This window comes from Treponema sp., assembly GCF_051883275.1.
GTDB lineage: Bacteria > Spirochaetota > Spirochaetia > Treponematales > Treponemataceae > Treponema_D.
This window is the reverse complement of record NZ_JBJETK010000023.1, coordinates 55,119-71,339: the sequence shown is the minus strand read 5'-3', so window position 1 is coordinate 71,339 and position 16,221 is coordinate 55,119. Positions and strand designations below refer to the sequence as shown.

The following is a 16,221-nucleotide window of genomic DNA, read 5'->3' as shown; positions in this document are numbered from 1 at the left end:
GGAGGTTCGCTGCCTTGAAAAGCCTGTCAGCGGCATTTTTCAGAGAATGTCAGGTTTGCGGAATTTAAAAGTGAAAAATCTATCAGATTTAGTATATGGAATTGTCGGATTCGGGCTTATGGGAGGTTCTCTTGCAAAGGCGATACGCGAAAATGTGCTTTCGTCTTCATGTGCGCATGGAAGTATTTTCGCTTCGGATATAAATTCCGCTTCCCTGACTCTGGCAAAGGAGCAGGGCATTGCTGATGAAATTTTTCCTGTGAGCGGCGTTGATGAAATGCTTTCCCAGTGCGACTTTGTGTTTATCTGCCTTTATCCCCATGCGACACTGGAATTTTTGATTCAGCATAAAAATTCATTTAAAAGCGGCGCGGTCGTAACGGATATCAGCGGAGTAAAAACCGAAATCTGCTCGCATCTGGACGAATTTGTTTCCGGGAATTTTGACTTTATTCCGGGGCATCCCATGGCCGGCAGCGAAAAGGAAGGCTATGTGAATTCGTCAGGCTCCATTTTTAAAAACCATAATTACATTTTGATGCCTCTTGCCGCTAGCAAACCTGAAAATGTAAATCTCTTCAAGCAGCTTGTTTCGATGATGGGATTCACTCGCATAGTTGAAACTGACGCGGCGGTTCATGACCATAAAATTGCGTTTACTTCCCAGCTTTGCCATGTCATTGCAGGCGCGCTTGTGTCCAGCGCAGAGGATTCGCAGATTACGGCTTTTGGCGGCGGAAGCTTTGAGGATTTGACCAGAATCGCTATGATAAATGCTCCTCTGTGGACTGAGCTTTTTCTTGCAAACAAAAAGGAGCTTCTTCTTCAGATAGAAAATTTTGAAAAATCACTGGATGAAATAAAAAATTTCATTATAACTGAAGATTCGGATTCGCTGAAGCGTTGCCTTGAAAATGTCCGTGAAAAGAGGATTTCAATGGGAAAAATTTAAAGCCCTGAAAAACTGCCGGTGCGCACGGCATTTTCGGTTCATTGCAATTAGTCTGCAATGTGCTTATAATGATTTGGAGTATTTTATGTCTAAAGATTTTGAAGTTCTTGATAAAGTGATTGGACGCGTTCCTGATTTCCCCAAAAAGGGAATTTTGTTTTATGATATAACTGGAATTCTTCGCCATCCTGAAGCTTTCCGCTATGCGATAGAGCGCATGGTTGAAATTTACAGGGACAGGAATATTGATGCGGTTGCAGGAATTGAATCGCGCGGCTTTGTTTTTGCAGCTCCGTTTGCGCAGGCAATGGGAATTCCTCTCATATTAATCAGGAAAAAAGGAAAACTTCCCGGAAAAACCTACAGCTGCAAATATGCCCTTGAATATGGCGAGGCTGAAATAGAAGTTCATACAACTGATATTTCCAAGGGACAGAACATTCTTTTGGTTGACGATTTGATTGCCACCGGCGGAACATTAAAGGCAGCGGCGGACTTGATTAGCCAGGGCGGAGCCAAAGTCACAGAAGTTTTTGGTGTGATAGGACTTCCGTTTTTGAATTACAAGACGGCGCTTTCAGATTTGAATGTTACTACGCTTGTAAATTATCAGTCTGAATAAAGAAGGGCTTTTAAAATTCATTTGCAATGATTTTTTAGAAGTCCATTGAATTTTCTTTTGCTGTAAAATCACAATTTGAAGCACCGCATTTTTGAACTTGCTTCTAAAGCCTTCACGGTAAAATTTTTGTGTTATTTTGCAGAAATATATGCTATACTAAAAATTATGAGTACACATATCAATGCCAAGCCCGGCGATATTGCGGAGGCTGTTCTGCTTCCGGGAGATCCGCTGAGGGCTAAATTTATCGCTGAAAATTTTTTGCAGGATGCTAAATGCTATAATGAAATCCGCGGAATGTATGGCTTTACCGGCTTGTATAACGGAAAGCGTGTTTCTGTTCAGGGAACTGGAATGGGGCAGCCGTCACTTTCGATTTATGTGAATGAGCTTTTTCAGTTTTACAATGTGCAAAAGGCTGTCCGTGTTGGAACTTGCGGTGCTGTCCAGAAAAATATTGCGCTCAGGGACGTTATCCTTGCTGAGGGAGCTTGTTCTGATTCGGGGCTGAATACTCTTAGGTTCAACGGGCTTCATTTTGCGCCTATTGCTGATTTTGAGCTTCTGACAAAGGCTTATTCCGCCGCTGAAAAAATCGGAATAAAACCAAATGTGGGGCTGTGTGTTTCCAGCGATATGTTTTATGACACAAAGGAAAACTGGCGGCTTTGGGCGGACTATGGAGCTATGGGAGTGGAAATGGAAACTGCGGAGCTTTATACTCTTGCCGCGAAATTCGGAAGAAAGGCGCTGGCGGTTCTCACTGTAAGCGACCATATTCTTTTGGGCGGCGAAACTTCAGCCCAGGAGCGTCAGGAGTCTTTCACAAATATGATGAAAATAGCTCTTGAAGCTGTTACAGCCTGATGTGCGCAAAAATTGCGGTGAACACTTGATTGACGGAATCCGGGAAAACACTGAATAAGGCGAATTGTCCTGAAAAATTCAGTTTTTAGGTGTCTATAAAAAAATAGGAGAATGAGAAAATGAAGCCTGTATTGTTAGTTCTTGCAGCTGGAATGGGCAGCCGCTACGGCGGAGTGAAGCAGATTGATTCTGTTGGGCGTCACGGAGAATGCCTTTTGGACTTTTCCGCCTTTGATGCAAAAAAGAGCGAATTTGGAAAAGTTGTATTTGTAATTCGTCCCGATATTGAAAAGGATTTTAGAGAGCGGCTTTTTGACAGGGTTGCCCGGAATTTTGATGCGGAGTATGTGTTCCAGACACACGACTCTCTTTTGGATGCATCGGAAGCTGAAAAATCCTCCGGGCGCACAAAGCCGTGGGGAACAGTTCATGCAGTTCTCTGCGCCGAGGAAAGAATCAATGCGCCGTTTGTTGTCATAAACAGCGATGACTATTACGGAAGGGAAGCCTTTGCGATTTTGGGAAAATATCTTTCATCGATAGATAAAAATTCCTGCGAGCACGCGATGGTCGGCTATATTCTTGGCAACACAATGAGCAAAAGCGGTTCTGTCAGCAGGGGTGTGTGCTCCGTGGAGAACGGCTACCTTGAATCGATTGTTGAGAATACAAAAATCAGCTATAAGGGTGATGGCATTGTAAGCGAAGTTGACGGCCGGGAAATTCCATTTACGGGAAAAGAATGGGTGAGCATGAATTTCTTTGGATTCAGTCTGAAGGCATTTGAGCAGTTCCATAAATACTGGGATGATTTCAAGGCTTCATCGATTTCGGATTTAAAGGCTGAGGCGCTTTTGCCAGTTGCCGCCAGCGACATTGTAAAAAATGGTCAGGGCAGCATAAAATTCTTTACATCATCTGAACAATGGTTTGGAATGACTTATCCGCAGGACCGCGAGATTGTAAAGCAGGAAATCGAAAAAAAGCTCGAAAGCGGATATTATCCGGAAAAACTTTGGGAGCGTTAAATGAAAAAACTGAATGCTATAAAGTCTGAAAAAGTCTGGGGTTACGAAAACTGGATTGCTTCTACCCATCCGAATGGATTTCAGAAGGATTTTTTTGAACTGTGCGGCGGAGATTATCCTCTTTTAGTGAAAGTTATTCAGGCTGACAGCACTTTAAGCGTTCAGGTTCATCCCGATGATGAAATGGCATCCCTTTACGAGCATTGCCGAGGCAAAACAGAATGTTGGTATATTCTTTCCGCGGAGGAAGGGACAGAATTGGTTTACGGCTTGAACGGGGTCTACAGCGCAAGTGAGCTGAGAAAGGCGATTGAGGCGGATTCGCTTCAGGATTGTCTGCGCTATGAAAAAGTGCGCGCCGGCGATTTTCTGTATATTCCTGCTGGAACAGTGCATGCAATCTGCGGAGGGCTTCGGCTTTTGGAAGTTCAGCAGTCAAGCGATGTTACATACCGGCTTTACGACTGGGGGCGCGGAAGGGAATGTCATGTGGAAAGGGGAATTGCCTGCATTAAGGACACTGAAATCCGAAAGGTTCTCCCGTTTCCAGGCTCTTTTGTGTCGCCGTATTTTTCGCTTGAAGAGGTTTCTGTTGAAGGAAAGCATTTTTCAAGGCTTGAAAATTGCGCGGCAGAAAAAAAAGCAGCGGATATAGTTCTGGGCTTTGTCATTGAAGGAAGCGGAACTATAAACGGAATTCCTGCGGCGGCGGAGGATATTTTCGCGTTTGAGCCAGGCGATGCAGTTGAAATAGAAGGCCGCCTGAAGCTGATGAAAATCACGGCGAAGTGAATTTCATCTTTGCGGAAAATTCTGCTTCAGTGCTGTGGCGCGGCTAAATGCTCGCTGCCGGCTTGTAGTTTTCAAGCCACTCTTTAAGGGGAACTGTCCAGTCCTGTTCGTTCTGGCTCTGCTCCATCAGATTCTGGTACATTTCTTTTATGCAGGAAGTTATCCGCATGGCATCATTTTTTTCTACATATTCAGAATTCTTGAACATGTCATCAATAAATGCGGTCGCCTGCTCCTGTGTCAAAAGTTCCGGCGCAGTTTTTGTAACCATGTAGATTGCGGCGGAAATGCAGTTTACGCTGTGCTGCTTCATATAAAGAACTGATTCCGCTATTTCAATTCCGTGGACATAAAGTTCCCTGTTCCACTGATCCTTTTCTTCCTGTAGAAATTCCTCACGGTCAAAGAGCATTTTATAAAACGCTATGGTGATGATGACGATTGATATGTGAAGGCTGGGAACGCAAAGATAATGCGGATCCCAAAACTGAATACCCTTGGCCGCTTTTGTTGTCGGGACGGGGCGGACGGTTGTTGTCAGGCAGTGCGAGTATATTTTGTATGCTTCCTTGTAGAGCATAATCATGTAGCGCACATATTCCGAGCTGATTTTTATTCCTTCAAAGCTTCCGTAGCGTTTCATTGTGAGGCACATCGGGCGGATCCAGTAATTTACAAAGTCAAGATAGCACTGTGCAAATTCCTGCTTAAAAGGAATTTTTGAGTCGATTTCATGATCAACATTTTTTATGGGAATGTGAATGATGTGAAATTTTTCCAGATATTGGACAATAAAAAATTTCTGAATAACATTTGCGATGAGAATTGCAAAATATTTCAGCCCTGTCCAGTGGAATGTAAACATTGCGTATGCATACAAAACATTGAAGCTTGTCAGCGGTCTTCCCAGTGTTTTTTTTATTTTTTTCATGCCGGGCTTTTTTGCATTTTTTAATTTGAATTTATATTTTGAATTTTCGCTTTTCATTTTCCAAAAACTTCCTTTGCTGCGGCTACAGTTTCCATTGCATCCTTTGCATAGAAATCAGCTCCGATTTTTTTTGCATACTCAGGTGTTAAAACTGCTCCGCCCACTACTATTTTACATTCAAGGCCGTATTCGCTTATCGCCGCATGAAGCTGCTTTATAGTTTCCTCCATGTTGGCGACTGTCGTGGTCATGAGCGCGCTTAGTCCTACAAGACGGATTTTGTTTTCCACAACAGTTTTCACGATTGTTTCAGCCGGAACATTTTTTCCAAGGTCGATTACATTGTACCCGTAATTTTCGAGCATTGCCCTGACGATGTTTTTTCCTATATCGTGAATGTCGCCAAAAACTGTTGCGATTGCCACAGTTCCCTTTTCTTCCTGCTTTTGCCCAGATGCGGAAAGTGTTTCCTTTATTTTTGCGAATGAATTGCTCACTGTTTCTGCGCTGAGTAAAAGCTGCGGAAGAAATTTTTTCCCGGTTTCAAAATCCTTGCCCACGCTGTCAAGCGCTGGAACTATGCAGTTGTCGATTATTTCCACAGGCTGTTTTTTTTCAAGAAGTTTTGCTGTGGCCTGCGAAGCTTTGTCCTTGAATCCTTTTTCAATTATCAGAATCAACTCTTCTTCATCAGGATTTTTTTGGGGGGCTTTGTGTTCGTCTTTGGTATCGCTCTTTTTTTCATTGGAATGATTTTCCGGCGAAGGTGAAGGCAATGCTCCGCTGTGCACGGCATCTTCAAGAATTTTCTGGCGCGCCTTTTCAGTTGTGGGATCGAGTGTTCCCGTGAACTGCTGTATGTACTCAATGCAGTTTTCGTCAAACCCTGCCAAGGCTCTGTATGCTCTGTAGGTTTCCATCATTGGAATGCTTGCAGGATTTATTATTGCGGCGCTCAGACCAGCTTCCAGGGCAAGCATGAGAAAACGTGAATTTATAATGTCTCTGCGTGGAAGCCCGAATGAAATATTTGAAACTCCCAGAACAAACTGAAGCCCTCTGCTTCCAAATTTCTGCTTAAGAATTCTTATGGCTTTTATTGTTTCAAGAGCAGCCTTTTGCTCGGAACTTACTGTAAGCGTGAGTGTGTCGATGAAAATGTCCCTTGGAAAAATCCCGTAGGATTCGGCTTCCTGTATTATTTTTTCTGCGACTTTTACTCTTCCTTCTGCGGTCGGTGAAATTCCGTTTTCGTCCAGACACAGGGCTACGACTGCGCCGCCGTATTTTTTTATAAGTGGAAACACCTTGTCCATCACTTCCTGTTTTCCGTTCACGCTGTTTACAAGAGCCTTGCCGTTGTAATAGCGCAGTGTTTTTTCAAGCACATTCGGTTCGCTTGAATCAATCTGCAACGGTGTGTTGAAAACAGTCTGGATTGACTTTACAGCTTTCAGCATCATTTTTGCTTCGTCAATTCCCGGAAGTCCTGTGTTCACGTCAAGAATGTGCGCCCCGGAATTTATCTGGCTGTCTGCCTCGCTGATTATAAACTGCATGTCTTCATTCTGAAGTGCTTCCCTGCATTTTTTCTTGCCGGTTGGATTTATGCGTTCACCGATAATCACAGGCCCTGCATTTTGTCCGGCTTGAACTGATTTGTTGTATGAGCAGATAAATGTGCTGAATTTTTCCTCGGGCTTTTTCAGTTTTTTTGCCGAGAATTTTTCAACCATTGCCTTTATGTGCTCCGGAGTTGTTCCGCAGCATCCTCCGAAAATTGAAGCGCCGGAATTTAAAATTTCTTCCTGAGCGGCGGAAAATTCCTGCGGAGTTACTCTGAAAACATCTTTTCCGTTTACAACTTCCGGCAGTCCCGCATTCGGCTGAGAGAGAACCGGCGTGCTTGAATATCTACAGAATTGCCTTGCCAGCTCAAGATCTTCTTCCAGACTTCCGCCGCAGTTAAATCCCAGAATGTCAACGTGCAGAGATTCAAGATAGGTTACGCATGTCAGCACATCTGCGCCTGTTAAAGTTCTGAGATTCTGCTGAAATGTCATCGAAGCGACAATCGGGAGATTTGTGTTTTCTTTTACTGCAAGAACGGCCGCCTTTGTTTCGTAGAGGTCGCTCATGGTTTCTATGATTGCAAGATCCGCTCCTGCTTTTTCCGCGGCAATCGCAGCCTGGCTGAATGAATTGTAGGCTTCGTCAAATGTGAGCGTTCCGTTCGGCTCTAGAAGTTTTCCAATCTGGCCGGAATCCCATGCTGTAAAGCATTGTATATGCGGAGAATTTTTTTTACATTCTTCGATTGCTTCTTTTACAAGCCTTATTCCAGCTTCAATAAATTCCTTCGCTGAGTGTGAGGATTTTTCAAGCTTGATTGGATTTGCGCCAAAAGTATTTGAAGTGCAGACGTTGCTTCCGGCAAGTATATATTTTCTGTGGATTTCCTTTATTTTTTCAGGATTGTAGAAATTCAGTTCTTCTGGAATGGAATAGGAAAGCCCCGGGATTTTTTGAATCATTGTTCCCATTCCGCCGTCAAAGAAAACAGGCTCCAGATTCTGTATTTTTTCATTCAGAAATTTCTTAAAGTCGCTCAATCGGCTTCTCCTTGTTTTAGCTGTTGATTGCAGAGATTATGCTGTTCACGTTGCGGTAAATTTCCTGGGCAACTGACGGTTTGTTCATTGTATAAATGTGAATGCCTCGTATTCCGTTTGAGATAAGGTCGATGATTTGATCAGTTGCATAGGCGATTCCTGCCTGGCGCATTGCCTCCGGACTTTCTGAAAAACGGTCGCAGATGGAAAGAAGCTTTGCAGGAATGTAGGCGGACGAAAGCTTCACCATTCTTGAAACCTGGCTGCTGTTTGTGATTGGCATTATTCCGGCAAAAACAGGAACATGAATTCCTTTTGACTGAATTTGGTAAAGATAGCTGTAGAGCATATTGTTGTCAAAGAACATTTGGGTTGTAAGGAAATCAACTCCGGCGTCAATTTTATATTTCAGGTTTTCGATGTCGTCCTGCCTGTTCTGGCTTTCGGGATGGCCTTCGGGATAGCACGCGCCGCCCACACAGAATCCTTCCTGCTTTAAAATTTTTACAAGAATGTCAGCATGCTCAAGGTCTTTGTCCAGCGGAACTGGAAGTCCCTGTGGAATATCTCCGCGCAGTGCCAGTATATTTTCAATTCCGTTTTTTTTCATTTCTGAAACAGTCGACTTTATGCTGTCCAAGGAATTTCCCACGCAGGTCAGATGGGCAAGCGCCGGTGTTCCGAATGACAAAATCTGCGCCGAAATCTCAACTGTGTTTTCCCGGGTTGTTCCGCCCGCGCCGTATGTTACGCTCATAAAATCAGGAGAAAGCGCGCAAAGCTCCTTTGCAGTTTTTACGGTGCTTTCAAAATTTGCCTGCTGTTTCGGCGGAAAAACTTCAAACGATAAAAGTGTTTTTTTGCTTTCAAGAATTTCTGATATTTTCATTTTCCTGTCCTATAAAATAATGTTTGATTTTTCTATTTCATCAAGTCGCTTTAATTTTTCATCATCTATTTTCACAAATAAATTTTTTTCCTGTGTCGGAAGCACAAGACCTTTCGGACCGTTTTTTGCGCGCCTCAGGAATTTTACCTGTGTGTAGTATAAATCCGCCGCTCTGTTTTTTCTTGCCTTTGAATGGTAAACAGCAAGATTTCCGGCGTAAAGAAGAATTTCAAGTGGAATGCTTTTGTTTTTCCTTGCCTTGATAAAAACGTAGCCGCCTGCATAATCCCTTGTGTGCAGCCACAGATCCTGGCCTTTTACAGTGTGCCTTAAAAGCTCGTCGTTTTCAGAGGAATTTCTGCCCACAATTATTGTCCAGCCGTCGATTTCGTAATGAAGCCCCGGATGCTTTTTCTGAGTCTGCTGCCGCGGCTTTGTGTCGTGCCGGAGCAGCTGCTCGATTTTGAGAGTGTTTTTTTCCGCAAGGATATGCTTGTATTCTTTGTCCAGAAGCTCAAGTGTTTTTTTTGAAATTTCAATGTCATGCTCAAGGGATTCTATTCCGGAAACGGCTTTTTTATACTGCTCATAGTAAACGGCGGCATTTTCCTGCGCATTAAGTTTTTCGTTCAGCCTGATGTGAATTTTTTCGCCGGTGTTGTAATCCGTGCAGTCCAGAAACGAGCCTTTTATGTCCGCTGCAAATGAAAGAATCAGATCGCCCGTGTGCCTGAGTTTTTCCGCATTTTCAAATTCAGCTTTTTTTGAAATGAGATGCTGAAGCGCATTCTCCATTTTACTGCGTTTTGAAGTGTACCATTTTTCCGCCTGCTGAAGTAAGGCTTCTCTGGAAAGCTGGCCGGTGTACTCGGTGTAATATATATTTATTTTTTCGTTGAACGACGAATTTTCATTTATGCCTGGAAATTCTTCCTTGCTGAATGTGCGGATTGGAAATTTTTCCAGGGATATTTTTTTTTCTTCCTCTGTTGGAATTTTTTCCTGCGGAAGAAATAATCCGTCGCTGACTTCGCCTTTTCCGGGACGTCTGTAAAGGCAGTCAAGAATTTTTCCGTCTGTATCTGTTACGATAATGTTCGCCGCATTTGACCAGAGCCTGAAAAAAACAAACAGCCTGTCCTTCCATGTTGAAACATCGAATTTTATTATTCTTTCAAGACCGAGCTGCCTGCATGAATTTATTCTCATTCCCTGAACGTGGGACTTTAAAAATTCATTGAACCGAAGCGGCTTTTCGTTTTTGGGCGGCTTCTGGAATGTTCTGTTTATTCTGCATGACTGCGGAGAAGTGCAGAGCACAATGTAAAACGGCTCTTCCCTGCCGACTATTTTTAATGAAACAGTGTCGTATCCTGACTGGATTATTTCCTGAATGAAAGAGCCTTCTAGGTTGAGTTCGCTGAGTACTAAATTTATTTCATTGCAGTTTAAAGACATTTTTATGAGTATAGCAGATTTAAAATGGATAGTGAATTACTTTTGAGCAGGCCTTTGGGTTTTTAGTTTAATGATTTTAAATCATCTATAACTTTGTCAAGGTGTTTCAGCTCGCGGTCAAGGGTTTTCTTGTAGTCAAGCGCGCCTGTGTTTATCCGCTCGCGCTCATCTTCCCAGTACTGTAGGCTTGTCAAAAAGAGAAAGCGGAATTTTCCCGTGTTCGCTTTTTCAGCCCAGATGGAAGCTTCCTGCCAGTAGGCATAGCCCGCTTCGTAGCAGGTTTTCGCTTTTTCAAGATTGCGGAGATATTCTTCTTTCCATGGCGCATCGTAAAAATACGCGGCGTTTTTGTCGTAGATTCTTCCAAGGCGAAGATGCTGTTCAATGAGCTTCAGGTTCAGGTGCATCTGAAAAAGGTAGCGGTATTTTTCCCATTGCAGCTCGTTTTCAATTTTTGCGTATGCGTACAGGGGATTGCAGAAATCCGCCTTTACGGCTTTTTCAAGCCAGTAGATATTTTCAATGCAGTCATCGGGCTGCTGCTGGTAATGAACATGGTAGAGCTTGTAAAAATCCTCTTTGTATTTGACCATATATGCCGAGGAAGTTTCCAGCGGAAAAACAAGCAGAATGAGAAAAACTGATATGATTCTAGCTGTTTTAAAAAAAGAAATCTTCACCTTTTGAATATCGGAAAAAAAAATTATTCTATTAAGAAAACCTCTGAAAAAACTTAAATGTTTTTTGCTTTTCCGTTAAGAATTCCGCCGTAAGCCCTGTTTATTTCATCTTCAATCTGAAGGCTGATTTTTTCGCGGTCAAGCATCGCATCTATGTGTATTATTTTCATTCCTTTTCCGGCTTCTGTTCCATCGTATTCAGAAAGCACTTTTTTGTATTCCTCCCTGGTTTTTTCAAGGAAGTCGATTTTTTCGAAAATTTCTTTTTGCTCTCTTCCGCTGATTCTTTTGAGCGCGTCCTCGGGATTGATGTCAAAAAAGAACAGCAGCTTTGGGAGCGGAAAAAACTGGTTCAAGGCTCTTGGAATTTCCGGCGCGCATCCGATGCTTTGATATGCGAGGCTTGAAAAAAGGTATCTGTCGCTCACAACAATTTTTCCGTTTGCGCAGGCTTCCCTTATTCCTGTGACCAGAGTGTTTTCTTCTATTTTTAAAGCGCCGTTTATATGCTCATTTCTGTCCGCGGCGAAAATATAGGCGGCCGTTTCATTGCTGAGCTGAATTTCGCCTTTGAGTATCTGCCTTAGAAATTTTCCGGTGGGCGAAGAAGTTGGCTCTGCCGTGAATAAAAATTCCGCTGCCTTTGATTTTAGGATATTCAGCTGCGTTGTTGTTCCTGCTCCGTCGATTCCTTCAAGTACAATAAAATTTTCTAAAACCATGAGGCTTCTCCTGCGCCAAAACAGTGGCATTTCCTAAAGTTGTGATTTCTGTTAAAATATATTGGGGGAAAACTCGAAAAACTGAAGTTTTTGAGATAGCCCTCGGAGATTTCCATGAAATTCAGGGTGCTGAAGACAGGCATAGGCATTTTTATTTTTCTCTTGATAGCTGCGTCTTTTGTTATCGCGATGAAACCTGTATACAACAGGGTCGACAGCGCAATCAGAAGCTGCGGAGAAAAAGCGATGCAGAATCTTGAAAAAAGCACCGGGCTTGGAATTTCATATTCATCCTTATCGCCGTCTATTTTATCAAAAATCCGCATAAAAGGTATAGTGCTTTGCGAGGCAGAAACAGGCCGTGAAATTCTTTCGGTAAAAAAGGCGGCGGTGTTTTTCAGTTTTTCAAAGCTGCTGAAGGGAGATTTGGAGAATTCATTTGAAAAAGTTCTCCTGAAGGATGTTGTTGTAAACATCGAAGACTCTGCGCTGATTTCGAATTTTTCTTCCGGGGAACAGGAATCTTTTGAGGAGTCCGCGCAGTTTTCCGCTTCCGATTTTGAAAATCTTGTCAGGAAAATCGCCTTTATAATTCCTGTTGATGTTCAGGTAAAAAATCTCAGGTTTTCTTTTTCGTCGGGGAATAAAAAAATTTCTGCGGCGGTGAAAAATTTTTCTGTTGAAAAGGAAGGCGGCGATGTTGCCATTTATTTTAAGACCGCCGGAAATGTGATGTTTTTTTCTGGCAGTGAAAACCTTGGCTTCTCCTTTGCCGTGAACGGGAGAGTTTTAAATTCTGTTTCGGGAAGTTCATGCAGCATAAGGCTTGACAATTATTCCGCCGCCGATATTTCTGTGCGCCGCCTTGATTTTCTTGCGGTGTACACCAGCGCGCGCCTTGATGTTTATTCTGTGCGTGAAATTTTTCCGTTCAATGCCGTGGCTTCTTTGGATTTGAATTCGAACATTCTTTCTGCGCAGTTTAAATCTTCGCGCTTTGATCCTCTGAAAACTGTCAGAATGAAAAAAGCGAATTCAATCTGTGAATTTTTCAGGGGAACAGTTGTTACGACAGACTCGGAATTCTTTATGGATTTAAATAGCTTCAACTACAACTGGAATTCCAGCACAACTGTTGTGTTTCCGCGGAGATTCACCAGTGATTCCCAGACTGTTGTTTTTGACGGCTCTGGGAACAACGATGATATAATTGTAAAAAATCTTTCTGCTTCCGGCGGAATTGTGTGCGGAACATTTGAAGGCGGTTTTAATATTCCGCGTCTTCAGCCTTCGGGCTACATGAATCTTGAGTATTACACTTTTTTTAACGGCAATAAAATTTCCGCTGAGATTTTTTTTGAGCCGCGCAGAACAAAGGGCTTTGATTTTTTTATTCCCCAGCTTTATTTTGGCGACTACAGCTGCTACACGGATTTTCAGGGATATTCCTCGCTCGGAACTTCTATTGAGCTTGCTATTGAGGCCAGCGATTATTCGCACATTGAATACGGAGAGCCGGGTCGGATAAGCGCAAGCGGCAGTCTTCAGCTCGGAAAAAATATGTATCTTCAGGCTTCCGCGGAGCTGAAAAATTTCTTTGTGCAGACCGGGGTAAAAACCGGCGCGTTCTTTACGGAAAAAGACGGCGAAAATGTTTTGAACGGCGTTGTGAATTTTACAGAGCCTTATATTTCAAATGTGGAAGCATATTTTGCCACAGATTTCAAGGACTACAATTATAATTCGCCGCTCGCAATTTTTGCGAATACAAAAAAGGACAGGGAAGTGCTTCTGCTTTCTTTTGACGGAACTGGCGGACCTTCCGGGGTTTCTGTGCAGGTGAGCAAGGCGGATTTTATTTTTGGAAAAAACACACTGGCTTCGGGCTTCGGGCTTGATGTTGAATTCCCCCAGAACCAGATGCACTTTTCTTCAGATTTCAGCTTCAACTCTATTCCATATTCCCTGAGCGGACTTTTTGCTTTTGGCGACTGGCTGAATATTTCAGGAAGCTACGGCCTTGATTTGGCGGTTGATTTTAAGAATTTCACTGACGGAACTCTGCGCTTTCAGAATTTGCCGGTTTCTGTGAATGATTTTCTGCTTTCTTTTTCGCTCGACTCAAGCTTTTCTGTTTTTTCAAGAGATGACTGGAATGTTTCAATCGAAAATTTTTCTTTTTCAGAGCTTTCCGGAAAATTCCGCCTGAAGCCCGAGCTTGCTTTAAAAGGCGAGATAAACGAAAAAAACTTTCTTGCATCCAGCATTGTCTACCGCGATTCTTTTTCGCAGCTTGAAGGCGACGGCTATGCATTCTGGAACATGAACGATTTTTTGTTCAGCAGCTCCAAACTTTCGCTGAATATGAGCGGACTGAATACTTCTGAAAATCTTTCAGTGGAAATGGAGCTTTCAAATCCCACCGGCGAAAAATTTTCCATTGAAACCATGAAGCGTGATTTTTATTTTTCAGCGGGCGCAAAAGTCGAGTCGTTCCCTGTGAGCCGTTTTCTTTTGGGGCAGAAGGATGAAAATACTGTAAATGCGGATTTGTCCATGAGCGGAACTCTTGAAAATCCGTATATTTCTGTAAAGCTTGAAAATTCATCCGTGTTTCTTGGCGGCGCGAATCTTACAGCTTCCGCGGAGTTTTCGCTTATTGAAAATGTATTTACTGTTTCCGGGGCGGATATTCTGTGGCGGAATTTCCATGTGGGGCCTGTTTCTGCGAATATTGATTTTGGAACTTTTGACGGAACTGCTTCCATGAAGGCCGGTGTTCAGGCCGGAGAAAAAAAACTTGAGGCTGGAATTGAATTTCTGCTTTCCAATATGTCTGAAAATTCGGATTCGTTTTTCCCGGAGGCATATTCAATAGAAACAACTTTTGCTTCTGTTGAAAGCGACCTTGTTTCCGATTTTACACCGTTTAAATTTACTGTCATACGCTCGCCCGGCCGCTTTGATATTTTTACAGATGAAACACTCGGCGCATTCGGAGAAATTCTTGAGGATGGAAAAGTCAATTTTTCTGTTGCCAACGGAAAGCCGCTTCATTTTAATCTGAACGGAACTGTAAAAAAGCAGATGGTGAATCTTGATTTTGATGACATATACTGGGATGTTTCAAAGTGCGCGCATCTTTTTAATTCAAGCCTTTTTTCTGTTTACTCCGCGATTATCGAGGGGCACCTTAACTTGACGGGGCTTATAACGGATCCTGACATGGATGGGCGCCTTGTGATTTCCGACCTGGAATTTAATCTGCCGCAGTTTATTCCGGAGCATTTTACAGCGGATGAAGTGAATGTGGATTTTGTTCAGGAGGAAATTTCAGTTCCGGAAACGAACTTTAAAATCGAGGACGGAATTCTTGCCGCCAATGCGCTTGTTACAGTTGACAGGTGGGCGCTTTCAAACCTTGAATTGTATCTTGCGACTCTGGACGGCATGGACATCCCGATTGACTCGAATCTTTCGTATTTCAGAATCAAGGGCTATACTTCTGTGGATGCCGCTCTTGTCATGGAAGATCGTTCGGTCAGCCTGAGTGGTTCAGTCGGGCTGCGAAACGCGGAGCTTTCGGTTTCCGTGAATGCTTCTGATCTGAGCCAGAAAAAAAATCCTGCTGCGGCCGGAAACATTGACTTTGCGATAAACCTTGATCTTTTGATTGGAAAAAAAGTTCAGATTGCAATAAATCCTCTGGTCAGAAGCCTTGTTGCCCCGTCAACTCCGATTTATGTAACAGCGGACACGGCAACCGGACTTTGGGCGATAAAGGGCGATGTTGTTTTGCGCGGCGGAGAAATTTCGTACCTGAGCCGCAACTTCTACCTTAAGCAAGGTCAGCTGGTTTTGGATGAAACCCAGAATCGCTTTGACCCTGTTATAACTGTGCGCGCAGAAACCCGTGAGCATGATAGAAACGGAGATCCTGTTACGATTGTTCTTTCCGCCATTTCACAGAATATTTCGCGCTTCAATGCGGTGCTTTCTTCAAGCCCTGCAAAGTCTGAAAATGAAATTATGGAAATTCTGGGGCAGATTGCTTCCGGGGATTCGTCCTCAGTTGGAAACCTTCTTGTTGCGGCGGGAGACTACGGAGTGCAGGTTACTCTGCTTAGAAAAATTGAAAGTGCATTGCGTGATTTGAGTAATTTTGATATATTTTCTGTCAGAACAGCAATCCTGCAGAATTCAATTATGCAGGGGCTCGATATGAACAGTACTTCTGGTAATAATTCAATAATTGGTAACTTATTTGATAATTCAACTGTTTATATTGGAAAATATTTTGGTGATGATATTTACGCTGATGCTTTGCTGCATTGGACTTATGACAAGACCAGAATGAATTCTGGCGAGGCTTTGGGTAGAGGGCTTGTTTTTCAGCCTGAAATCGGTCTGGAATTTGAAGCGCCTTTTGCCAATATACGATGGAATTTTGCTCCTGACCTGGGAGAAATCCAGCAGTCTTGGACACAGGCGACTTCTGTTACACTGTCATGGCGTATATCATTCTAGGAAAGCGCTGTCCTGCACCCGTAGCGGCTGGTCTGCACTTTCCTGCTGTTTTTTGTATTTCTTTGAGATACTGCAAAATAGCAGATATTATGGTTAGCACTGAATAGTCATGGTTCGATTATTAGGTGTTTCCCTGAATGT

General features: G+C 43.1%; 12 protein-coding genes. 6 read left to right on the top strand and 6 right to left on the bottom strand.

What is annotated here, in order from left to right; translation table 11 throughout:
* Positions 1 to 70: 70 nt before the first annotated feature.
* From ACI4L0_RS03400 to ACI4L0_RS03380, 5 genes are all read left to right on the top strand, one after another.
* On the top strand, positions 71 to 952 hold the full coding sequence (locus ACI4L0_RS03400; protein WP_439798763.1) for a prephenate dehydrogenase: 882 nt from the start codon (positions 71 to 73) through the stop codon (positions 950 to 952).
* A gap of 85 nt (positions 953 to 1,037) precedes the next feature.
* Positions 1,038 to 1,574, top strand: a complete 537-nt coding sequence (locus tag ACI4L0_RS03395; RefSeq protein WP_439798762.1) for an adenine phosphoribosyltransferase — start codon at positions 1,038 to 1,040, stop codon at positions 1,572 to 1,574.
* A 165-nt stretch (positions 1,575 to 1,739) separates the two neighbouring features.
* On the top strand, positions 1,740 to 2,441 hold the full coding sequence (gene deoD / locus ACI4L0_RS03390; RefSeq protein WP_439798761.1) for a purine-nucleoside phosphorylase: 702 nt from the start codon (positions 1,740 to 1,742) through the stop codon (positions 2,439 to 2,441).
* Between the two features lie 119 nt (positions 2,442 to 2,560).
* Positions 2,561 to 3,469 (top strand): hypothetical protein, encoded by a 909-nt coding sequence (locus ACI4L0_RS03385; protein WP_439798760.1) that lies wholly within the window; start codon positions 2,561 to 2,563, stop codon positions 3,467 to 3,469.
* On the top strand, positions 3,470 to 4,261 hold the full coding sequence (locus ACI4L0_RS03380; RefSeq protein ID WP_439798759.1) for a type I phosphomannose isomerase catalytic subunit: 792 nt from the start codon (positions 3,470 to 3,472) through the stop codon (positions 4,259 to 4,261).
* Between the two features lie 43 nt (positions 4,262 to 4,304).
* Here ACI4L0_RS03380 and ACI4L0_RS03375 read toward each other — a convergent pair whose 3' ends face one another.
* From ACI4L0_RS03375 to tmk, 6 genes are all read right to left on the bottom strand, one after another.
* Positions 4,305 to 5,249, bottom strand: coding sequence for a hypothetical protein (locus ACI4L0_RS03375; RefSeq protein ID WP_439798758.1), 945 nt, complete (start codon positions 5,247 to 5,249; stop codon positions 4,305 to 4,307).
* On the bottom strand, positions 5,246 to 7,804 hold the full coding sequence (locus ACI4L0_RS03370; protein WP_439798757.1) for a homocysteine S-methyltransferase family protein: 2,559 nt from the start codon (positions 7,802 to 7,804) through the stop codon (positions 5,246 to 5,248). Before ACI4L0_RS03370 ends, ACI4L0_RS03375 begins: the two co-directional genes overlap by 4 nt.
* 16 nt (positions 7,805 to 7,820) lie before the next feature.
* The gene (gene metF / locus ACI4L0_RS03365; RefSeq protein WP_439798756.1) at positions 7,821 to 8,693 is read right to left on the bottom strand and encodes a methylenetetrahydrofolate reductase [NAD(P)H]; all 873 of its coding nucleotides are present in this window, start codon (positions 8,691 to 8,693) and stop codon (positions 7,821 to 7,823) included.
* Positions 8,694 to 8,702: 9 nt separating this feature from the next.
* Positions 8,703 to 10,151 (bottom strand): NFACT RNA binding domain-containing protein, encoded by a 1,449-nt coding sequence (locus ACI4L0_RS03360; protein WP_439798755.1) that lies wholly within the window; start codon positions 10,149 to 10,151, stop codon positions 8,703 to 8,705.
* A gap of 62 nt (positions 10,152 to 10,213) precedes the next feature.
* A complete protein-coding gene (locus tag ACI4L0_RS03355) occupies positions 10,214 to 10,831 on the bottom strand; it encodes a hypothetical protein (protein WP_439798754.1) in 618 nt (205 codons plus the stop codon).
* Between the two features lie 53 nt (positions 10,832 to 10,884).
* Positions 10,885 to 11,553: a dTMP kinase gene (gene tmk, locus ACI4L0_RS03350; protein ID WP_439798753.1), complete on the bottom strand. Its 669-nt coding sequence runs from the start codon at positions 11,551 to 11,553 to the stop codon at positions 10,885 to 10,887.
* Between the two features lie 114 nt (positions 11,554 to 11,667).
* On the opposite strand from tmk, the gene ACI4L0_RS03345 reads away from it, so the two are divergent.
* Positions 11,668 to 16,080, top strand: a complete 4,413-nt coding sequence (locus tag ACI4L0_RS03345) for a translocation/assembly module TamB domain-containing protein (protein ID WP_439798752.1) — start codon at positions 11,668 to 11,670, stop codon at positions 16,078 to 16,080.
* The last annotated feature ends 141 nt before the right edge of the window (positions 16,081 to 16,221 follow it).

Bases quoted from the DNA above. Each gene is read 5' to 3' on its own strand.
- metF (WP_439798756.1), bottom strand. From the start codon at position 8,693: ATGAAAATATCAGAAATTCTTGAAAGCAAAAAAACACTTTTATCGTTT.
- tmk (WP_439798753.1), bottom strand. From the start codon at position 11,553: ATGGTTTTAGAAAATTTTATTGTACTTGAAGGAATCGACGGAGCAGGA.
- ACI4L0_RS03380 (WP_439798759.1), top strand. From the start codon at position 3,470: ATGAAAAAACTGAATGCTATAAAGTCTGAAAAAGTCTGGGGTTACGAA.
- ACI4L0_RS03375 (WP_439798758.1), bottom strand. From the start codon at position 5,249: ATGAAAAGCGAAAATTCAAAATATAAATTCAAATTAAAAAATGCAAAA.
- ACI4L0_RS03360 (WP_439798755.1), bottom strand. From the start codon at position 10,151: ATGTCTTTAAACTGCAATGAAATAAATTTAGTACTCAGCGAACTCAAC.
- ACI4L0_RS03395 (WP_439798762.1), top strand. From the start codon at position 1,038: ATGTCTAAAGATTTTGAAGTTCTTGATAAAGTGATTGGACGCGTTCCT.
- ACI4L0_RS03385 (WP_439798760.1), top strand. From the start codon at position 2,561: ATGAAGCCTGTATTGTTAGTTCTTGCAGCTGGAATGGGCAGCCGCTAC.
- ACI4L0_RS03345 (WP_439798752.1), top strand. From the start codon at position 11,668: ATGAAATTCAGGGTGCTGAAGACAGGCATAGGCATTTTTATTTTTCTC.
- deoD (WP_439798761.1), top strand. From the start codon at position 1,740: ATGAGTACACATATCAATGCCAAGCCCGGCGATATTGCGGAGGCTGTT.